The 20,444-nt window shown below is 46.1% G+C and carries 16 protein-coding genes; 4 read left to right on the forward strand and 12 right to left on the reverse strand.

All coding sequences use genetic code 11. The features are described from left to right. Position 1: 1 nt before the first annotated feature. Both H8K55_RS18395 and H8K55_RS18400 read right to left on the reverse strand, forming a co-directional pair. Complete coding sequence (locus tag H8K55_RS18395; protein ID WP_186943533.1) at positions 2-460, reverse strand: Crp/Fnr family transcriptional regulator; 459 nt, start codon at positions 458-460, stop codon at positions 2-4. Positions 461-992: 532 nt separating this feature from the next. Then, complete coding sequence (locus H8K55_RS18400) at positions 993-2,702, reverse strand: hypothetical protein (RefSeq protein WP_186943534.1); 1,710 nt, start codon at positions 2,700-2,702, stop codon at positions 993-995. 506 nt (positions 2,703-3,208) lie between these two features. Between H8K55_RS18400 and H8K55_RS18405 the strand changes: the two genes are divergently transcribed. After that, on the forward strand, positions 3,209-4,534 hold the full coding sequence (locus tag H8K55_RS18405; RefSeq protein ID WP_186943535.1) for an alpha/beta hydrolase family protein: 1,326 nt from the start codon (positions 3,209-3,211) through the stop codon (positions 4,532-4,534). Between the two features lie 266 nt (positions 4,535-4,800). Here the strand turns inward: H8K55_RS18405 and H8K55_RS18410 are convergent, their stop codons facing one another. Then, entirely contained in the window at positions 4,801-5,055 is a 255-nt protein-coding gene (locus H8K55_RS18410; protein ID WP_186943536.1) for an addiction module protein, read from the reverse strand. An 83-nt stretch (positions 5,056-5,138) separates the two neighbouring features. Here H8K55_RS18410 and H8K55_RS18415 point away from each other — a divergent pair, with 83 nt between their 5' ends. Further along, positions 5,139-6,569: a class I SAM-dependent methyltransferase gene (locus tag H8K55_RS18415; protein ID WP_230408703.1), complete on the forward strand. Its 1,431-nt coding sequence runs from the start codon at positions 5,139-5,141 to the stop codon at positions 6,567-6,569. A 38-nt stretch (positions 6,570-6,607) separates the two neighbouring features. Here the strand turns inward: H8K55_RS18415 and ggt are convergent, their stop codons facing one another. The 7 genes from ggt to H8K55_RS18445 form a co-directional block, all read right to left on the reverse strand. Continuing rightward, complete coding sequence (ggt, locus tag H8K55_RS18420; protein WP_222612531.1) at positions 6,608-8,305, reverse strand: gamma-glutamyltransferase; 1,698 nt, start codon at positions 8,303-8,305, stop codon at positions 6,608-6,610. A 460-nt stretch (positions 8,306-8,765) separates the two neighbouring features. Beyond that, a complete protein-coding gene (locus H8K55_RS22355; RefSeq protein ID WP_408057988.1) occupies positions 8,766-9,155 on the reverse strand; it encodes a DUF6289 family protein in 390 nt (129 codons plus the stop codon). Positions 9,156-9,652: 497 nt separating this feature from the next. Next, a complete protein-coding gene (locus H8K55_RS18425; RefSeq protein WP_186943537.1) occupies positions 9,653-9,829 on the reverse strand; it encodes a hypothetical protein in 177 nt (58 codons plus the stop codon). Continuing rightward, positions 9,805-10,377 carry a zeta toxin family protein gene (locus H8K55_RS18430; protein ID WP_186943538.1) on the reverse strand — a complete coding sequence of 191 codons (573 nt, stop codon included), beginning with the start codon at positions 10,375-10,377 and terminating at the stop codon, positions 9,805-9,807. The genes H8K55_RS18425 and H8K55_RS18430 overlap by 25 nt, the downstream gene beginning before the upstream one ends. A 229-nt stretch (positions 10,378-10,606) precedes the next feature. Then, entirely contained in the window at positions 10,607-11,524 is a 918-nt protein-coding gene (locus H8K55_RS18435; protein ID WP_186943539.1) for a retron St85 family RNA-directed DNA polymerase, read from the reverse strand. Then, the gene (locus tag H8K55_RS18440; protein ID WP_186943540.1) at positions 11,514-12,461 is read right to left on the reverse strand and encodes a retron St85 family effector protein; all 948 of its coding nucleotides are present in this window, start codon (positions 12,459-12,461) and stop codon (positions 11,514-11,516) included. The genes H8K55_RS18435 and H8K55_RS18440 overlap by 11 nt, the downstream gene beginning before the upstream one ends. 234 nt (positions 12,462-12,695) lie before the next feature. After that, the gene (locus tag H8K55_RS18445) at positions 12,696-14,471 is read right to left on the reverse strand and encodes a glutamine--tRNA ligase/YqeY domain fusion protein (protein WP_186943541.1); all 1,776 of its coding nucleotides are present in this window, start codon (positions 14,469-14,471) and stop codon (positions 12,696-12,698) included. A 556-nt stretch (positions 14,472-15,027) separates the two neighbouring features. Here H8K55_RS18445 and H8K55_RS18450 point away from each other — a divergent pair. Continuing rightward, the gene (locus tag H8K55_RS18450; protein ID WP_186943542.1) at positions 15,028-17,238 is read left to right on the forward strand and encodes a carbohydrate binding family 9 domain-containing protein; all 2,211 of its coding nucleotides are present in this window, start codon (positions 15,028-15,030) and stop codon (positions 17,236-17,238) included. A 165-nt stretch (positions 17,239-17,403) separates the two neighbouring features. On the opposite strand, the gene H8K55_RS18455 is transcribed toward H8K55_RS18450, so the two are convergent. Beyond that, on the reverse strand, positions 17,404-18,747 hold the full coding sequence (locus tag H8K55_RS18455; RefSeq protein WP_186943543.1) for an N-acetylmuramoyl-L-alanine amidase: 1,344 nt from the start codon (positions 18,745-18,747) through the stop codon (positions 17,404-17,406). A 15-nt stretch (positions 18,748-18,762) separates the two neighbouring features. Continuing rightward, entirely contained in the window at positions 18,763-19,248 is a 486-nt protein-coding gene (tsaE, locus tag H8K55_RS18460) for a tRNA (adenosine(37)-N6)-threonylcarbamoyltransferase complex ATPase subunit type 1 TsaE (RefSeq protein ID WP_186943544.1), read from the reverse strand. Between the two features lie 55 nt (positions 19,249-19,303). On the opposite strand from tsaE, the gene queG reads away from it, so the two are divergent. Then, positions 19,304-20,374 carry a tRNA epoxyqueuosine(34) reductase QueG gene (gene queG, locus H8K55_RS18465; RefSeq protein ID WP_186943545.1) on the forward strand — a complete coding sequence of 357 codons (1,071 nt, stop codon included), beginning with the start codon at positions 19,304-19,306 and terminating at the stop codon, positions 20,372-20,374. The last annotated feature ends 70 nt before the right edge of the window (positions 20,375-20,444 follow it).

The following is a 20,444-nucleotide window of genomic DNA, read 5'->3' on the forward strand; positions in this document are numbered from 1 at the left end:
CTTACGCGTGACCCAAAAAATCGGCCAATATGCCTGAAGTGCGACGCAAACGTTTTGAGAGCGAACGTGCCAAATGAAACATGAAGTGATAGGCGGTAGCGGGGCGGTTATTCGATAGTCGCTTCAGGTTGGTTTGGGTAAATACCAGCAATTCGCAATCGCTATCGGCAATGCAGGTGGCCGAGCGCCGCTCGTTGTCGAGCAACGCCATCTCTCCAATTACCCGTCCCCTCACTTCAGTGGAGAGCAATTGTTTGCCTTGGTCGGCTTCCTTGTAGATTGCAATCCGGCCTTTGATCAAGATCACCAGAAAGCTGCCCGGCTCACCTTCGCTAAAGATCACCTTGCCGGCCTTGACCTCTTCAAAATTTAAATAACCACCAATGACTTCCAGTTCGGAGTAGGAAAAATCACTAAACAATTCCAGTCCATCAAGCATATTGGCAATTTGGCTACTCATGGCATCCTCGCATTTGGTCGTTTTCCATAGAATACCAGCCAGCGGCGGCTCTTTTCTACTTAGATTTCATTTGTAGGAATCAACACGTGGGTGATTTGCAAAGTATTTTTAGCGCTGCCGTTCAAGCTGCGTACAGTGGGCACATTATGCCCACGCGTTACGGTCGTTAAACAAGGCACCGAATTAAGACAATCAATTTCTATATGCTAGGGATATTTTTCGTGTATGCACAAAAATGTGATCACCTTACCTGGCTTGTTGAAATCCTTTTGGCTAAGATGTTGAATTGCGATTCGTTTTTTTTGGGCGTCTTACTGCTTCAATTATGGTGCTATGTAAAGTGTAAGGCCTGATCCCGCGCTACGCTTGTAAAATGTAAGGCCTGACCCCGAGCTAAGGCCGACCCCGAGCTAAGGCCCTTGTAAAATGTAAGGCCTGACCCCGAGCTACGCTTGTGGCCCCGCGCTACGCTTGTAAAAACACTGAAGACAATGTGAAATTAAATACAGTGAATTGCTTAAAAACGTCTGACCTAGTCAAGCGATTCCTTTAATTCGTCGGACTCCTTGTAAACGTCACCATCATCGCTAGGATAGAAATGTTCGTCGTTTCCCTCATACTCATCACCGCTAGACATTAAGCTAATGAGTTGCTCGGAGGCCTCTTTCTCTGTTAAATTGGCGGCAAAAAGATTTTGCAAAATCTCGTCATCGAGCTTTCTTTCACCTAGGGCATTGCTCACAAGCGCGATCACGTTTTTCTCCCAATTGGAAAAAGACCTCTTGTCGAGATCCCCTTCAATCATGCCTTCTAACTCAAAGTCTAGTTCTTCCTCGACGATATCTTTCTCTTCCACAACCGTGGGAGAGGAATGGCTAACTTTTCTCTTCTTGTCTATGTGTATGTGTTCGTCGATATCTGATCCGTCGGATAAATATGCATCGTCTCCGTATTTTTTATTTTTATTTACGAGTCGTAAAGCCGCTACTCCGCCGGATACTATCGCACCAACATACTTTTTTTGTTCTCCTAATAATTGGGTAAAACTAAAATTCCCTGAGGTTATGGTTTCTCGAATGTATTTTGTGGCGTCGGGGACGCGGCCTTTATCTAGACGAAGAATGGCTGCACATTCACTCATGATATCGAGCTCCTCTTTTTTGTACTCTATGCTGCCTCCAACGTCAGAACCACGAGTTTGTCGATCTAAGTCCTTCCCAATTCGAATACGTGTCTCCTTGGGACCATTTTCCTTGGTAATACAGCGTTCAACGATTTGATCCATATTTTTTCCAACCGACGCATAGGTCTGTGCCTTACCATCGCGCTCCAAAGGAAGGTTTTCATGCCCTTCTTGCATATCAGGTCGCATCCGCGTTGGTGTTAATCCTATGTCTTGTCCTGGCTGTAGAACGTAGTGATGGCCGCTTAATTCCATCACTTGAGTTTCAAACTTATCGAGCTTTCTGTCCCTGAAAATTTTTTCAGAATAGTTTTTAGCATTGTCAATATCGAGTTTAAAAATATCTAAGTCATCGAATTCTCTCTTTTCACCTTTTTTCGCGCCTTTATAGACCCGCGCTGTACTGGTAGTGGGGGGCACATAATCATCGTATTTATTGCTTATTTCTGCTTCGTATTTGCGCTTTCTTTTATTCCTACTTTGCTCTCTTTTTTCATCGACTTTTTCAAAGTGAGTCTGCATCTTCTCGCCTATTAATGTGCGGTCGTATTTCTCCGCAGCTTCTTTTGTAACAAAAAAAGTATGCTCGTCATGGCTAGAATACCAAACTGCGTCTTCCCTATTTTTTACACGTGCACGACTCCTCTCCACCGAACACTGAATGACCGTTTGACTGTTTTTTTGCATCTGCGCATATGCTTGCAATTGCGCTGTTTGCTGGCTCGATCGCTGTACAGTCGTACCTTCCGTTTTGGCTTGTAGCGTGTCCTCTTCTTTCATGCGCTGTACCGCTGGGGCATTTTTCATGGCACCTAAGCTTTTAAGCTGCGTTGCGCGTCCACTGTCTTGAGCCATTTGCTGAAATGCTTTGAGTTGGCGGCTTTGTGGGCTTTGGTTGGCGGCGTCTTGCCGTTGGCGCTGAGTCGTTGCTTGCGAGCGTAGGTCGGCAAAATCACTTGTGCTGATTTGTTGGTTCTGTCCCGCCAATTGGCTCGTTTGCTGTGCAGTTTGCCCTGCCGTGTTTGTTTTCGCTTGTTGCATCGGTACGGCTGAACTCATGAATCGCCTCACATAAGAGAAATGCCAACAGAAGATGCATCTATTTTAGCGATAAAAATTACGTAAAAGAAAAGTGGATTAAAAAAGTAAATATCTTATGGTGAAGATTTCAAATATCTGTTGGAAATGTGAGCATGCATTTTTTTTGACGTAAATTTGGTAATGCTGAGCTTAAGCCTATGGAGCAGTGCGTACGACTCAATGGAAAGGAAATCAAGTCTTGATGTGCACATGTCCGATTATCAGAAACAATGCGGCTGTAATAAATTGGCTGTAATGCAGCGTACATTTGCATCGAACCGCCAAGCATCTATGAGGCCTAAGTTCGTGTATTCCGCTCAAACGAGATGATTTGCGCAAATAACGATTCACACGCACGAATTTTTAATGATTCAATCCTGAAATTCTTGGCTTTAGTCCTCACATTCCCTTGTTCGTCGGAAGTGAAAGAGTAAGTAAATCGATGTTGAATACTATCTCTGTGAACTATTTCAACAGGAGACATTATGCACACATTGATTCGATTACTATTTGTCGAATTCCTGACCGTAAGTTGTATTGCTTGCGCCGAGGATTTAACAAGTAACCCGAGGCATCGCGAATTATCGACTGATAAGGCTCATGCGGAATCTCGTTTGCCGCAGGCTGGACTCTGTCAGACCGGAATCTTTAGAAAGCATGGCTCAACTTTTCTTGCACTTACCAAAGCGAGCCGAGGTTTTGACTATACATTTAGCGACGGCATGGTTGGCAATACCTTAGATGCCAATTCACCAGTCGTGTGTCGTGATGCTGCTGTGTTGGTTCGAAATAAAGAGACTTGGCCGAGAGCCACCATTGTTGAAACTGATACGCGTTTTGAGTCAAATGGCATTTCCCTCGCAGGTCGTCTAATCGAACCGACTAACGCCGATAAGCATACGCCGCTCGTCGTTTATGCGCACGGCTCTGAGGATGGTGCTTGGATTGACCATGGGAGAGATCCTTATCAAATGGTGGGACGCGGCGTGTCGGTTTTTGTTTATGACAAACGCGGTACTGGATTATCTCAGGGAAACTATACTCAAAATTTTCCCATCTTAGCGAACGATTTGGTCGCAGCGTCGCACGAAGCCAAACGTCTGGCGGCTGCTCGTTATGGTCGTTTTGGTCTGATTGGTTTGAGCCAAGGTGGGTGGATTGCTCCGCTCGCTGCAGCACGCGCTAAAGCAGATTTTTTGGGAATTGGCTACGGTCTCGCGGTGGATATTGCTGAAGAAGATGCGGCACAGGTGACCAAGGAGTTGGAAGAACGTGGCTACGGCACAGATGTCTTCGCTAAGGCGCGAATGGTCACGGACATTACCGCACGCATTGTTAAGTCTGCTTATAAAGACGGACTCGATGACCTTGATTCGATCAAAAAACGTTTCGAAAAAGAGCCGTGGTTTTCTATCATCAAAGGCGCTTATACAGGCGTGCTTCTGAGTATTCCCGTCAGTGTACTTCGTAGCGATGGTGTTCCGCATTTGGATAAATTCGATGTCGACTGGTCGCAAGATCCCATGCGAGTTTTACGAGCGCTTGATGTCCCACAGTTATGGGCATTCGCGAATGAAGATCGGCAAGCACCAATTTCACTCACTGTGGAGCGCTTACAGAAATTGCGAGATGAGGGCAAAAATAATGTGATGTTTATTTTCCCTAACACTGAGCATGGCATGTGGCGTTATGAACAGGCATCTGATTTCTCACGCAAACACACTAACGTGACGCCTAGGTTTTATGATTTGATGGCAGATTGGGCGAAAGGACGATTGAGGAAAAATTATGGACAGTCGTACCGCAGGTAAGCGTCTAGCCTATGGCATGCTTTGGGGGAGAAATCTCTAAAATTTTGCCTGCTTCGCGCATATAACACGGACACTGCATGATCTTCGATGAGGTAGTGCAAAGCATATGGAACCAACTACGGAAGGTGCTGCGTACTTTTTATGTTGAATTTGATATTGAAATGGAATACATGTCAGCACGGCGTCGCTTTGTTTTACTGCTCTAAGAAATTCACCACCTAAACCGAAGGACTGTTCTTCGTCTCATTGAAAATCATCCATGATTTCTAGTTCTGCGTCTGGTTCAAAGACGACCATAAAATTCCTATATTGACGCCGAGTTTTTGTGTTATTTGAGTGAGAGTGACACTATGTGGTTTCTCTGATGCGCGCCTGGCCAAACGACGATCAAACTCAGCTCTCTGCGCATCCGTAATCGAGAAATTAGAACTACGATTGGCAATGCAATTCGACAAACTTTCTATTAATTCAATCCGATCAGCGATATTGAGTTGTTTAATTTCGTCGAGTAACGTGCCCATTTTTTATCTAAATTTTCACCGGGTTAATTGATTATAGAAGATTTTTTTTCGTATGAATGAATTAGATTTTGGAGTTTGTTTGAATGTCAAAACTAACCCCATTCTTTCTAGATTTGTTAAACTTTGACGTAGATGTCTTTGCTGTTTTGATTAAAAATTCTATTGCATATTTTGATAAAAAACATGAAGATATTTCCCACTTAAACTACCAGATTAAATTTGTGATGATCACGACGAATTACCTCACTGAAGTGAAAGCTCAATATGAGCGTCTTCCCTATCCGCCATGCGAACCGCAAGACGAATACAAACGGCTGATGCACACTTGGCTGGATAGCCTGCCATTGATGAACCACTATTGTTTTCAGGGAAAGGAGAACTTCAAGAATGGCTTTCGTGTGTTGGTAGCAGGTGCCGGCACTGGTGACGCCACTATCTATTTGGGCGAACAACTAAAGGATACGAATGCCGAAATCGTTCATCTGGACCTTAGTGGTGCGAGTATCGCAATCGCCAAGGAGCGTGCAGCTATTCGGAAGCTAACGAACATCCGCTGGATCCAGAGATCAATTCTCGACCTCCCAAAGCTTGAGTTGGGTCTGTTCGACTATATCAATTGTGTCGGCGTGCTACACCATTTGGCCGATCCTAATGCTGGAATGTGCGCGCTTCTTAGTGTATTAAAGCCGCAAGGTGCGATCGGACTGATGGTATATGGGCAAATTGGTCGCACTGGAATTTACCATATGCAAAGTCTATTAAAACTAGCGAACCGAGGTTGCAATGAAGACGACAAACTGACGCATGCCAAAGAAGTGCTGGCGGCTCTACCTGCTCTAAACTGGTACAAGCTTGCGGGAGACGATTATGGCGACGACCAAACCGATGCTGCCATCTATGATTCTCTGCTGCATTCGCAAGATCGGGCGTATACGGTGCCGCAACTGTTCGAGTGGCTAGAGGATGGCCATAATCTAACCATCGCACTGACTGACGTCAATCGGGGACGATTTCCCTACCTGCCAGAGATGACGCTGGGTCGTGACGCTCATAAGCTGCGTCACCATCTCAAGGATTTGAGCGAACGTGATCGCTATGCCATATCTGAATTGTTGATTGGTGACTTGACGCGCCATACGATGTACCTAACCCATGGCGAGGATGCAAAGTCGCCATATGGAAATTTAGAATATATTCCGTTTTTCGCCCACGATCCCTTCAGTGGGAAAGCGCTGGCCGAATTGTTTGCGCCAAATAAGGGCGAGCCGACTGTGTTGCACCATCAGAGACTGGGGGCAACGTTGGTAGCTAATCCAGGAAAATACTCTGGCAAGATATTCGCCCACATAGACGGCCTGCGCAGTTTCCAAGAAATCTTCGACTTGGTTCGTACAGAACCAGAATGCCGTAACGAACCACCCGATAATGCACAGCTGTTTGCAGATTTTCGCCAACCATATGATGCTCTTAGCAGCATTGAACGTATCCTATTGCGGCACCAGAGCTGTCGTTGATCTTATCCTAAAATAAGAACCATGCCTATCCTGAAAGCTTATTTCCCAGCCGCTCCGCCATCTGCCGGCCGACGGTCGACACCACCTTCAAGCAGATTCTCTTTCGCGTTCAATATAATCACTTCGGCGGCACCTTGGTTGCCACCTTCCACCACGTTATGCCCCATCGCTTTCAGTAACTTGATGGTGTCGGCAGAGAAGCCAAATCGTTCAACAGTCAAGGTGTCCGGCAACCATTGGTGATGCATGCGACCGCTATCGACTGCTTCTTGCGCGTTCATGCCAAAATCAATGACGTTTAGAACGGTGGTGAGTACCGTATTGATGATGGTTTTGCCACCCGGTGAGCCAGTCACCATAAACAATTGGCCATCTTTGGCGATGATGGTCGGCGCCATGCTCGATAACATGCGCTTGCCGGGTACAGCTAGGTTAGGCTTAGTGCCAATCTGACCGCGTTCATTCGTCAAACCTGGCCCTGCATTGAAATCGCCCATTTCATTATTCAATATAAATCCCGTGCCCGGCGCCACGATACGCGAGCCGTAAGCGTATTCCAAGGTATAGGTCAAAGAGACTGCATTGCGCTGCGCATCGACCACAGAAAGGTGGGTGGTTTCTAGCGATTCTGCTGGCCAGGTGAAGGATGTTGGTGTCGATTTTGAAGCCTTAGCGGGGTTAATGGTCTTGCGCAGGTTGGTCGCATACTCTTTCGATGTTAAGCGGGCGATAGGCATGTCGCTGACAAAATCAGGGTCACCCAGATGCTGCGCACGGTCTGCAAAAGCGCGACGCATCGCCTCGGTAATCAAGTGTTGATTTTTGGCAGAACCATAGCCGTTGGTTTTCAGATCGTAGCCTTCCAGCAGATTGAGCATCTCGACCAACGCGACACCGCCCGAGCTGGGTGGTGCCATCCCGATAATGTCATAGCCGCGATAACTTCCTTTGATCACATCACGCTTCTTGGCTTGATAGGCTTTCAGATCTTCGCGTGTGATGAGGCCGCCATTCGCCTTCATGTCTTGTTCGATTAAGAGCGCCGTTTCACCCTCGTAAAAACCCGCCGGGCCTTGCTCAGCAATGCGCAGCAAACTACGTGCAAGATCGGCTTGTTTCAGCGTTTCGCCTGCTTGATAAGGCTGTCCATTTTTAGAAAATTGCGCCAATGTTGCCGGGTATTTTTTAAAAGAGGGCAACATCCTTTCTAAAGAACGCGCCAAGCCATGCGAGACTTCAAAACCATCACGCGCCAACACCACGGCAGGCATGACAAGTTCCTTCCAAGGCTTAGAACCTTGCTCTTTCCATGCCATATACAAACCCGCAACTGTACCGGGTACGCCAACGGAACGGTGGCTATTGTGATGCAGATCGTAATCGTATTTACCGTCTTTTAACCACATCTCAGGAGATGATCCGTTAGGTGCAGCCTCACGAAAATCATACGAAACAGCTGCACCGCTAGTTGGACGATACACGATAAAACCACCACCACCGATATTGCCCGCCGTAGGATGCGTCACCGCCAAAGCGAACGCAGTGGCTATCGCAGCATCCATCGCATTGCCACCATTTTTGATAATCTGAAAACCCACGTCGGAAGCGATATCGCTTTGCGACACCACCATGCCCAGCTTAGCGCGGGCAGGCGTAGATCCAGCGTGTATGGCAGGTGTTACGAGGACAAGTAAAGAAAAGGCAGAAACGAGGACGAGAACCTGACGGCGTAGCATGGAACATCTCCAGAAAGAGGGGAAACTAAACGTGTGAATCAAATTGGTAGAACGGTGAAAATTTCACTATCGCTCAGAATAGGTTCAACTATACCTTTTTTAGGTGTTGACGATGAAAACTCAGTGGGGAATAGCTAGTTTGACGCTTATCGATTGTCATTGATAGCATTAACGATTTCTTTTTTTAAAAGGCAAGCAACGTGAAAAATGTAGAGCGAGTGCAACCCGCGTCGCCAGCACGTTCAAAATACCGAAAGGGCAATTAGATGCTTGAAAGAAGATTTGAATGATGAATCATTAAGGTAATTTACAGCGCGGGTTGCACCCGTCCTACATGGCTCGGCTCCGTTTCATGTGATCCCGAGCTTGTATAAAGTGAAAGAGGACAGTCAATCATCCCGACCGTCCTCTTTTTAGTTTGAGCATTCAGTGTGCATAAAAAAATTGAATGTTTCTCTTCCTAGTGGTGACAAGGAGTAGAGGTTGATTTGGAGTAGTTCGTCACTTGCCCAGACGAATGGTGTGCACCGCTGCATGACAAAGTGTAGTGTCCTACGACATGCGTTTTTTGTGCATTCGAATAGTAGGTTCGATTTACAGAATTGCCTGGCAACGCATAAGCTGCGATTCCATATAACATGCTTAATATAGCGAGGCCAAGAACTAGCGTTTTTGGTTTTAGAAACGTCGATTGAATTGCCATTGTTGTCTCCATGCAATAAGGTTGAATATTAGAAAAATTTGTTAAATACTCGTTTGAAGCCGAGTCATCGAAAACCGCATGCCGACCAGACCTCACTTTTCTTTCATTGGTTGCGAAACCTTTTTCATTTTGTAGCTTATGCCTCATAAACCGAGGTCAAGATCGATGCTTCTACCCGAGCGCATTTCGCTAAATACCATGGAAAGACACCGTGCCCATGTTCTTAGGCACAGTACCTCATAGTAGAGTTTGATAGATGATGAAAACAATTGGGATTTATACCGACGAAAATCAGTACTTGTACTGAAAAAACACGCGGGGTCATCGGTGTATTCTTTAGCTGTCGTCTGCAATAATTTGAGCGATTTTAGAAACTCATTGAAGTGCTCGTTTTCTCTCCCTTTGGGATAGGAAATTGAGACCGTATAAATGTTCTTTAGCGGTGAAGTGTTTTAGCGCTGTAAAACGAGCACCAATCGAAGAAAAGGTAATGATTTTTGCCTGATATGAATTATCATCAGATATTGCAAGGTGTAAGAGCGAAGCGTATTACACCGTTTTTGAACGATTAGGTGTCAGCGATGCTGCCCCTTTAGTTCCCGTGATTTTGCGTGATTTTGACTGACCCGTGATTTTGATACGACCTATTTAGGCTTGTATTCAACCGCATTTTCTTGCACAGATGGTGATTGTAGATAGCCGAGCTTGCGTGCTTTTTCTACAGCTTCGGTGACGGCTTGTTGCATCACTTTTTCTAGCGCTGCGGTATCACGCAGTTTTGCTGCGATTGGATCATCTATTGATTTTTGATGCTGTTCCATAGCGCTTCCTCATAAATTTCCAATTCGCCATTTTCTGCTTCAACTGCGATTTTTGTGTGGTTGATGTCGGAGTTGTCGAACACGCTCCACTTGTCTGCAAGCGGTAAATACAAATCACGGAAGTTTTGTATGCTACGTGCATAACGTCGCGCAATTACATCTGGTGGAATATTGTGTCCGCCCATTTTCATCCGTAATACGACACGCTCTTGCGCGAGTGCGATGCTATCGAGCCAGACATAACAGAGATTGATACGATAACCTTGTGTCTTGAGCTTTTTCAAAAACACAGAAAAAGTGCGGCTAGATAAAGTCGATTCAAATGCAAAGTTACGACCAGATGCTGCTAATTCATCAAGCCGTCGCAACATAATGCGACCTGCCTCAAACGCTGCACCTTCAGGATTAAACGCCGACAAACCAGCTGCAATTTGGTCGGCATTCACAAAATCCGGCACCGCCAAATAATCACGCAAAACCAAAGGTGCGATGGTGGATTTACCTGCACCATTTGGACCTCCGATGACGATAACGTGGGGTTGTGACATTGTGTGTTTGAGTTTGGTTTGTAGGGTGGGCACATTGTGCCCACGCGTTATGGTTGATCAACGAATTACCTATTTAAAACAATCAATTATTTATGCGTTCGAACTTATCTTCCGCGTGGGCACAAGAACCGTGCCCACCCGACATGGCTGACCCGTGCGTCGGATGTTAGAACTCCTCATTTGCTCATTCGCTTGCCTGGGGCTAATGGGTAGACCTATTCGTACTAATTTAACGCTGTAATGCGAGTATCGTAGATTCACCATACTTTTGTATAAGTCGATTAATGTGCTCCGGTTCGACAGACCTTAAGAATGAAATATAGCCTTTCAGTTTTTCGATGTCCTCTATTGAAAGTAAATTATTCTTGAAGCGAAATACTTGTGCGTTAAGGATCCGTTTTCTTTCTCTTCCAATAGAAATTTCATTTTTTTCGGTGATTGTTAAACCGGTGATTCTTCTGCCATTACCTTTTGAAGTATGTACCGTTTTTTCAATATTTACAGTCAAGTGAATGTCTGTTCCACTTGAGATAAGAATTGGAAGATTTTCGTATAAACTCGTAAGAAGGTTTGGTCGATTTGTTGAGAAACTTAAATCATCTGCATATCGTGTGTACGTTACTTCGATTTCTTTGCAATGGTCGTGAATTACTGAGTCTAATGAATAGAGCAAAATGTTTGATAAAAGCGGAGAGCTTGGTGCGCCAATTGCAAGTCTTAATGTTTTGGTTTTATGATCTGCTTTAAATAGTATTTGTGACAGATCATGTAGATCGTCATCGCTAAATTCCGTTCCAATCATGAATTTTCGAAAATCATGATTTGTTATTGATGGAAAGAAGTCTTTGAAATCTACTTTCAATAAATAACGATTATTTTTATGAGGTAAAACGTTGGCTATCAAACCGACATTTTTTTTATATGCTCTTGCTGACTCATGAATTGGGAACTTATTTAACTCATTTTCGACAACCCACCGCTGAATTAATTTAATTTCTGGTGTCGGCTGAGAGACTTCTCTTCGTTTATTCGGCTGACGTTTGGGAATTGAGTATTCTTTGTAGCGAATCGGTGCTGAGGCTATTAGGAGGTTAAGTTCATTTTTTGAGAATGGCAGATTTGCGAGAAGCCGAGTTCTAAGCGACATTTTTTTTCTCCTTGTCCGATCTGATCAATTTGAACGCGGAACGTCTCCAATCTTCTTTCTGAGATTCTTCAAAAAGTACGGTTTTCCAAGTTATTCTTTTTGTTGGATTTTGTTTTTTTTGAACGCCATCATCTTGAATAGCTTTATTGAAAGCATAGTCAAAAGTCGAGTTTTCGTAATCTAAAATGAAAAAACAGCGATATTCTAGGATGGTTTGTTCGCGAATCAGCCCGATATTTTTTAGCGTCAAGAGCAATTGTTCTAGGCGTTTTTTCTTGGTGTATTTAAGTTTTAGCTTTTCTAGGAATCGCTTAATGTCTTTATATTCTGCGACTTGAACGAGATCAATGAAGTCTACTATTAGATGTAAAACATGGCGAACGTTTAGTGCCTTAAATGCTTCTTCTTTACTCTGTTTTTCAAATTGATTTTTAATAGTTTGGACTATGTGTCTAGTTTCGATCAAACTCAATGAGCTGTCTTGAGATACCGTGATTTTTGTATCATCAAATTTATTTTTAATATGGTTTATTAAACCATGATTGATGAACGATTCTTCTTGGTGGAAGTCGTTATTGATGACAATGTGAAGTTTTGACGCTATTTCTGGGGGCTTTATTAATGTACCGAATTCCGCAATTGCGCCCGCAGACTCAAGAAAAATTAAGACGCTGTCTGCAATTGCACAGATATCTTCTTCAAATAGTAGCAAATCATCATAGACGCCAAATTGATTCCAATTCTTAAAATCTTCTGGTACAACAAATGCATCTGCTAAATTTGTTGCGAATAGCAAAAATATTCCGCGTTGCGATATTGCTTGGCCATTTTTATCTGTTTGTGGTCCTCCAAAAATAGTTACTTTATGAGGCCCTTTTTTTACCTTTGATTTTTGGAGATCAATTGCTTGAGCGAATTCGTCGATTGATTTAAACATAAGGGGTCTCAACTACCATTTATAACAGCGTAGAAATCACCGGGCGACGGGACTAGGAGCTCGCGACGCGGGCACGGCGCTCGGGGGTTTCTACGCTGTTAAAGCTAACAATTAAATTCGGTCTGGCGAAACGCCCGACATTAATGATCAAGAGATATATACGACCATCGAAACGCGTAATTGAGGCTAGAATATTAACACCAACTACGTGCTTTGTTAACTAATAAGTTTTACTCACTTCCCCCACGAATCCTTCAAAGTAGTAACCCGATTAAACACAGGCACACCCTTCACAGAATCCACACGATCAGCCACAAAATACCCATGCCGTTCAAACTGCAAACGCGTATCAGGTTCCACATTCACCATACCCGGCTCAACATAAGCACGAATAGTCTCTAAAGACGCGGGATTCAACAAAGCCATAAAGTCTTTACCACCAGCATCTGGGTTTGCATCGGTGAACAAGCGATCATACAAACGCACTTCCACTTCCAAAGAATCAGACACGCTCACCCAGTGGATGTTACCTTTGACTTTGTAGTTGGCGCTGCCTTCTGTGCCGGATTTGCTGTCGGCGAAGTAGTTGCAATGCACGGCAATCACATTACCGTTTTCATCTTTATCGCAGCCAACACATTCGACTACATAGCCGTAACGTAAACGCACTTTATTGCCTGGGAAGAGGCGGAAGTAGCCTTTTGTTGGTTCTTCCATGAAGTCTTCTTGTTCTATCCACAGTTCTTTGCTGATGGTGAATTCGCGGTTGCCGAGTTCTGGGTGGTGTGGATGGATAGGGGCTGTGCACGCGACAGCTTCGCCTTCAGGGAAATTGTCGATGATGAGTTTGAGTGGGCGCAAGACGGCGGTGGCGCGTGGTGCTTTTGGGTCTAGGTCTTCACGCAGGCAGCCTTCTAGTGTGCTGTAGTCGATCCAGCCGTCGGAGCGGGTGACGCCTATGCGTTCGCAGAAGAGTTGGATGGCTTCTGGTGTGTAGCCGCGACGACGAATGCCGACGATGGTAGGCATGCGTGGGTCGTCCCAACCGCTGACGATGTTTTGTTCTACCAGTTGGCGCAGCTTGCGTTTGGAGGTGACGACGTAGGTCAGATTCAAACGCGCGAATTCGTATTGCTGCGGTACCGGTTGTTTGAAGAAACCACCTTCGGCAGCGCGGGCGATGATCCAGTCGTAGAAGGGACGGTGATCTTGGAATTCTAAAGTACAGATCGAGTGCGTGATGTTTTCTATCGCGTCTTCTAATGGGTGGGCGTAATCGTACATCGGGTAGATGCACCATTTGTCGCCAGTGTTGTGGTGATGCGCGTGACGGATGCGGTAGATCGCTGGGTCGCGCATATTCATGTTCGGTGAGGCCATGTCGATCTTGGCGCGCAAAATGTGAGCGCCATCGGCAAATTCACCGGCTTTCATGCGGCGGAATAAATCTAAAGATTCTGCGACGGCGCGGTCGCGGAATGGCGAGTTCACACCTGGCTTGGAAAAGTCACCACGATTGGCTGCCATGTCTTCAGCGGATTGACTATCGACATAGGCGTGGCCTGCTTCGATTAAATATCCTGCGATGGCGTAGAAGGTGTCGAAGTAATTGCTGGCGTAGTAGAGATGATTGCCACCGCCGTTGGTTGCGTTGCCTTCCCAATCAAAGCCCAACCATTTCACGCTGTCCATAATCGTATCGACGTATTCTTGATCTTCTTTTTCTGGATTGGTGTCGTCAAAGCGCAAGTGGCAACGGCCGTCGTAATCGCGGGCTAAACCGAAGTTCAGACAGATGGATTTGGCATGACCGATGTGAAGATAGCCGTTGGGTTCCGGCGGGAAGCGGGTGATCACGTTTGGCAAGCCGTCGCGGGTGTATTTGCCATCGGCTAAATCGCGGTCGATGATGCCGCGCAGGAAGTTGGAGATGACTGGGGTTGCTGCTTCTGTGTTTTTGCTGTCGTGCTTGTTAGCTTGCTTATTGTCTGGTTTGTTCGTGCTATTCATCGCTCAATCTTTATGGAAAAAGTGGTCTAGAACCTGGGCAAACGATGTAGGGTGCGCCGTGCGCACCGTTAGGTCTTTATCGTGCGAAAAGTGATGGTGCGCATGGTGCACCCTACCGTTACCGTTTGCGTCAATTCTATGGGGACTATTGGATACTGTAATAGCAAGCATTTTACCGTAGCGCAGCATATTTAGGCAGTTTTGAGCTCGCTCTGTCGTTTGTTATCTGTTTCATAGCAAAAATGCTGCTAAACGATGCGTTTAGCGGAACTTAATGCCTTTTTATATACTCCAATGGGTATTCATGGATTTTTCTGAAGATTTGTTTGCATGTGAATGGCTTCTGGTGGCCTTGAATAAGCTAATTGAACGCCGTCGTTCATGCCAATTTGCTTGAAAACTGCCTAGAAACAGCCAACAAAAATCATAAGGCTAGGGATGCCCAAGCCTATCGTTTGTGATTCATTTTATTTCAGTTCTTTATTTCTGTTTCTATTTCTATTGAATTGCTTAGTTCACTGTATTTCTGTTCACTGCATTTCCGCTCACCGTATTTATGCTAAAAAAAATTCTCATCGCACTGTGCGTAGTCATTGTTCTTCCCGCCACAGTTTTCATCCCAGATGCATCTGCTCAATCGGCTATTTTCATTCCACGCGCCAAGACGCCGCCTCAGCTTGCGGATTATTTACAAGGTATTCCCGATCATGCTGGTGTGGCGATTCAGGATTTTAAGCAACGTACGCCGGGTGATGGGACTCCGGCCTCGCGCGCGACCACGGCTTATCTTTCTTATGACGACACGCATTTGTATGCAGTGTTTGTGGCGCAAGATGATCCCGCGCTCATCCGTGCGCATATCGCTAAGCGCGAAGATTTTGTGGGGGATGATTTTGTGGTGTTAGAGCTCGACACTTTTCATGACAAGCGTCGTTCATTTTCATTCTTTGCCAATCCGTATGGTGTGCAATCGGATTCAAAACGTACTGAGGGATTGGAGTTAGATAAAAACTTTGATACGCAGTGGGAGTCGGAGGGCAAGCTGACGGATTTTGGTTACGTGGTACGTATGGCGATTCCGTTTAAGAGTCTGCGCTTCCAAAATGCCGCTGTGCAAAATTGGGGCTTTACGGTTGGTCGTGTGATTGCGCGTTTGAACGAAGAAGCATTTTGGCCGCATATTTCCAAACAATTTGCGGGTTTTGTGCCGCAGATGGCCGAGCTGACGATCCCTGAGAAGCTACAGGCTGGCTTAAATGCTCAGCTCAATCCCTTTGTCTATGTGGGTGATACGCGCCTGCTCACTACCGATAATATGCAGGGGCGGTGGCACCATGAGCGCAAAGCCCAAGCCGGGCTTGATGCCAAGTGGGTGGTGGGTGAGGCGAGTGCGATTGACGTGACGATTAAGCCGGATTTTAGTGAAGTTGAATCGGACGAGCCGCAGATCGTGATCGATAAGCGCTATGAAGTTTTGTTCCCAGAAAAGCGCCCGTTTTTCTTAGAGAATGCAGGTTTTTTTCAGACACCGACACCGCTCTTTTTTTCGCGTCGGGTATTGCAGCCTCAAGCGGGTTTGCGTATGACCGGACGCTATGACAATTGGGCTTATGGCGCTTTATTGATCGATGATCAGGCTGCGGCCGAAGATAGTCGTGCATCGGCGCACATCGCTGTCGCCCGCGTGCAAAACGATGTGACGCAGGATTTGAGCTTGGGCGGCTTCATGAGTGACCGACGTTTGACGCAGCAGCGCGATAGCGTGGCGGGTATGGATGCGCGGTATCAAGTGGATGATAACTGGGTCGTGCAAGCGCAGTTGGCGGGGAGCCAAAGTCAGGTGGAGAGTCATCAGCAAAGCGGGCATTTATATTATCTTGAAGCCAAGCATCAGGGCAAACATTTGGAGTATCTCACCAAGTATTCCGACATCAGCCGCGATTTTGCGAATAGCTTGGCATTTTTGCCGCGCACCGATCTAAAGCAGTGGCATCAAGAAGGAAAGTATTACTGGCATTTTGACGATGAGGTTTTGCACAAGGCGGGCGTGATCGCCAACACGACGGTGTCACGTGATCAGGTAAATCAATTGCAAGACTGGTCTTTTGATGCGGGTGTCGGCGCAGAGCTGAGTCGTGATTCGTGGTTAGAGGTGTTTCAGCGACGTGGTCACGAACAATTTTTAGGAAAGTCGTATCACAAGCAAGGTTGGTTTGTGAGTGCTGGCAGTAGCTGGTTCAGTTGGTTAAGTGCGCTGGCAGAATTTGGTAGCTCGGACACCATCAATTATGCGCCGCTTACTCCTGTAGGGAACTTGATGGGCAAAGGTCGCAGTATCGATTTAACCTTGAACTTCAAACCGCATCAGCAATGGCGTATCGAGCAGAAATTACTGTGGAATGATTTGCGTATGCCTGCCAAAAATACGGCGCTAGAAGATGGTGATACGGTGTATCGCAATCTGATGTGGCGTAGCAAATTCAGTTATCAGCACCATCGTTATTTGGGTTTGCGCGTGATTGCTGATTATCATTTGTTGAGTAGTAATTCTGCTTTAACTAGTCTTGAATCTGGCAAACAATTGAATTTGGATTTTCAGATTAATTACTTGCTCTCACCCGGCACCAGCCTGATCGCAGGTTATGGCAATCGACAAGAGAACTTGGCATTTATTCCGACTTCATCGGCATTGCAAAAGACTGAGGATTTGAATTTGCGCACTGGGCGTCGTGCTTTTATCAAATTGAATTACTTGTATCAATTGTAGGGTGGATAACTATAGGTGGCTGTCAATCTTGGAGAAATCTTGAGCATGCACAGATCATATTTTGGGGGCATTCGGGGTAGAGAAAAGATGATTTCGTGGAAGCATTTCTAAAATTATTTCGGATCGCAGCATGCCACTGCGGTGATAGCACCTAGGCGTTTCAGTTTAAGCAATTTTTCCGCGATTCAAAGGCGGATTTTTTGCAAAGTATTTTTTAATTCCTTTGACGATGGCCTCAGATAATTCCGTTTGATAAGCTTCGTCAGTCAGACGTGCTTCTTCTTCGGGATTGGAGATAAACGCGGATTCGATCAAAATGCTGGGAATATCAGGTGCTTTCAAAACGGCAAAACCCGCTTGTTCAACCGCTGCTTTGTGCAAGCGATTCACGTTTGAAATTTCCTTCAGCACGACTTTACCCAGCTTCATGCTGTCATTGATTTGCGCAGTAGTTGATAAATCGAGCAAGACGCCCGCGAGTTGCTTGTCTTGATTTTTGATATTGATACCGCCGATTAAATCGGCATCGTTTTCTTTCTTCGCGAGCCAGCGCGCAGCAGTGGAAGTCGCGCCTTTTTCGGAGAGTACAAAGACCGATGAGCCACGTGCCGTAGGTTCAATGAATCCATCTGCGTGGATGGAAACAAATAAGTCCGCTTGCACCCCGCGTGCCTTGGTAACCCTAGTTTGTAAAGGCACGAAATAATCGCCATCGCGGGTTAGCATGACGCGCATGTTTTCTTCTTGTTCCAATTGATGTTTGAGGCGTTTGGCAATCGCCAGTACCACGTCTTTTTCACGACTGCCGCCACGTCCTATCGCACCCGGATCTTCTCCGCCGTGACCAGGGTCTAGGGCGATGGTGATCATGCGTATCTGTGAATTGCTAGCGCGTTTTTCATCTGGCACAACTTTATCTGAACCAGTCACCGCCTTATCGCCCGCTTTGCTATCTGCTTTACCCGGACTACTTTCATTCTTACTTTGATTTGTACTGCTGCCCGCCATCGCTGCGCTTAAGGCATCATCTTTATGCCATTCGCCTTTTTCTATCAGCGCAGTAATAGGATCAACTGGGTTGGCTGGATAGAGGTCAAACACCAAGCGGTGCTGATAATTGCCGACGGGCTTCAATGTGAAGACTTGTGGATTAATTTCTTCCTTTAAGTCAAACACCATGCGCACGACATTTGGGCGATTCTGGCCGACGCGTACTTGTTTGATATAGGGATCATTAGTTTGTATCTTAGCGACCAATTCTTTGAGTGTGGAATTGAGCGTTAAGCCTTCGATTTCCACCACCATGCGATTTGGATCTTTGACGAGGAAATGGGTTGCCTTGAGTTCAGCATCATTTTCCAAAGTTACACGTGTATAGTCAGCCGCAGGCCAAACTCGCACAGCCAGAATCTGCATGGCATTCGCTGCTTTGGGTACCAGCACTGACAATAGCAAAGTCGCTCCCGCTTGGAGAAAGGTGCGGCGGCGAGCTGATGGATGCTTGGACATAGAGACTTTGACTACTTATAAATTCGGTGCGAAACGTAGTTGCGCCAGACAGGCATTGCCTTTTTCTGACAAAGCGCGCAATTCTACCTTGCGTCCGGCTTCCAGAATATCAATTTGTATTTCAATATCGGGTGATGGCAAAATGCCAGCGGCTTTTTCTGGCCATTCGATCACGCAAATCGTGCGTTCGTTCATTTCATCACGAAAACCGGCTTCAATGAATTCATCCGGACTGCGCATGCGGTACAGGTCAAAATGCATGAATTTAGTGACCGCGCCTTGTACCCAAATCTCATAGGGTTCTGCCAAGGTGTAAGTCGGGCTTTTTACCGTGCCTTCATGTCCTGCAGCGTGTAAGATGGCGCGGGTCAGGGCGGTCTTGCCTGCACCGAGATCACCATGTAAATAAATCACGATACCGCTTTGTAAGCAGTGTGCCAAACTCTTACCCAGAGCTTGCGTTGCCGCTTCATCTGCCAGGCTTGTCTTATAATGTTGCATTCTGAAATCTTTGCTGCCATAGAAGCCTCAAAACATACCACAAAATACACGAAACATGACTGATTACGTCCAACTTGCTATCGAAATTAAACAACTTGGGCAGCAAGCCGGGTTTGCGGACGTACGCATAAGCGATGTGGATCTCTCACATGCAGTCGAACGCTATCAAGCGTGGATTGCCGCTGGTTATCATGGTGAAATGGGCTATATGGAAAGTCATGGCAGCAAACGCTATCGGCCTGATGAGTTGGTTCCGGGCACGGTGCGTGTGATTACTGTTCGGGTCGATTATTTGCCAGGTGATGCACCGGACAATTGGCGCGAACGGGAAAAATCGCATGCAGCTGATGCTGCGGTGATTTCTATCTATGCGCGCGGCCGTGATTATCACAAAGTATTGCGGCAACGCTTACAACATCTGGCTGACGCGATCGCTGCCCGTGTGGGCGAATTTGGCTATCGCGTATTTACCGATTCTGCACCCGTGATGGAAGTGGCTTTAGCCGAGAAGGCAGGGCTAGGTTGGCGCGGTAAGCATACTTTATTGCTAACGCGTGAAGCTGGTTCTCTATTTTTTCTCGGTGAGATTTTGGTCGATATTCCTTTACCTGTCGATCCACCTACCAGTAATCATTGCGGACAATGTCGTTCTTGTATCGACGTGTGTCCAACGCAGGCGATTATTGCGCCTTACCAGCTTGATGCACGTCGTTGCATTTCGTATCTGACGATAGAGCTGCATGGCGCGATTCCGGTTGAGCTGCGATCCTTGATTGGTAACCGCGTGTATGGCTGCGATGATTGCCAGTTGTATTGTCCGTGGAACAAATTTGCGCAGAAGGCGACAGTGGATGATTTCGACGTGCGACATGGTTTGGATAATCGCAGCATGTTGGAATTGTTTGCCTGGAGTGAGACGGATTTTTTACGCCGCATGGAAGGTAGTCCAATACGTCGTATAGGCTATGAAAAATGGCTGAGAAATTTGGCGGTAGGATTAGGTAATACCGCGCAACATGTAAAAGGGCGCGCCGATATTGTGCAAGCTTTGCAAGCTCGTTTGACTGATGCATCGGACTTAGTGCGTGAGCACATCGAGTGGGCGCTCGCACAGCATCTTAGCTAATTACGCAAAACAGACGCTGGCGTTGTTGCGCTCGCCTCGCCGTACAAATGTACTGTCTTCGGCTCCGCGC

Source organism: Affinundibacterium flavidum (assembly GCF_014284175.1).
Lineage (GTDB): Bacteria > Pseudomonadota > Gammaproteobacteria > Burkholderiales > Burkholderiaceae_D > Undibacterium > Undibacterium flavidum.

Excerpts from the sequence above, each read along its gene's own strand:
- H8K55_RS18440 (WP_186943540.1), bottom strand. The coding sequence starts at position 12,461 with ATGTTTAAATCAATCGACGAATTCGCTCAAGCAATTGATCTCCAAAAA.
- H8K55_RS18435 (WP_186943539.1), bottom strand. The coding sequence starts at position 11,524 with ATGTCGCTTAGAACTCGGCTTCTCGCAAATCTGCCATTCTCAAAAAAT.
- tsaE (WP_186943544.1), bottom strand. The coding sequence starts at position 19,248 with ATGCAACATTATAAGACAAGCCTGGCAGATGAAGCGGCAACGCAAGCT.
- H8K55_RS18425 (WP_186943537.1), bottom strand. The coding sequence starts at position 9,829 with ATGGAACAGCATCAAAAATCAATAGATGATCCAATCGCAGCAAAACTG.
- queG (WP_186943545.1), top strand. The coding sequence starts at position 19,304 with ATGACTGATTACGTCCAACTTGCTATCGAAATTAAACAACTTGGGCAG.
- H8K55_RS22355 (WP_408057988.1), bottom strand. The coding sequence starts at position 9,155 with ATGAGGCATAAGCTACAAAATGAAAAAGGTTTCGCAACCAATGAAAGA.
- H8K55_RS18415 (WP_230408703.1), top strand. The coding sequence starts at position 5,139 with ATGTCAAAACTAACCCCATTCTTTCTAGATTTGTTAAACTTTGACGTA.
- H8K55_RS18400 (WP_186943534.1), bottom strand. The coding sequence starts at position 2,702 with ATGAGTTCAGCCGTACCGATGCAACAAGCGAAAACAAACACGGCAGGG.
- H8K55_RS18410 (WP_186943536.1), bottom strand. The coding sequence starts at position 5,055 with ATGGGCACGTTACTCGACGAAATTAAACAACTCAATATCGCTGATCGG.
- H8K55_RS18445 (WP_186943541.1), bottom strand. The coding sequence starts at position 14,471 with ATGAATAGCACGAACAAACCAGACAATAAGCAAGCTAACAAGCACGAC.
- H8K55_RS18455 (WP_186943543.1), bottom strand. The coding sequence starts at position 18,747 with ATGTCCAAGCATCCATCAGCTCGCCGCCGCACCTTTCTCCAAGCGGGA.
- H8K55_RS18395 (WP_186943533.1), bottom strand. The coding sequence starts at position 460 with ATGAGTAGCCAAATTGCCAATATGCTTGATGGACTGGAATTGTTTAGT.
- H8K55_RS18430 (WP_186943538.1), bottom strand. The coding sequence starts at position 10,377 with ATGTCACAACCCCACGTTATCGTCATCGGAGGTCCAAATGGTGCAGGT.
- H8K55_RS18450 (WP_186943542.1), top strand. The coding sequence starts at position 15,028 with ATGCTAAAAAAAATTCTCATCGCACTGTGCGTAGTCATTGTTCTTCCC.
- H8K55_RS18405 (WP_186943535.1), top strand. The coding sequence starts at position 3,209 with ATGCACACATTGATTCGATTACTATTTGTCGAATTCCTGACCGTAAGT.
- ggt (WP_222612531.1), bottom strand. The coding sequence starts at position 8,305 with ATGCTACGCCGTCAGGTTCTCGTCCTCGTTTCTGCCTTTTCTTTACTT.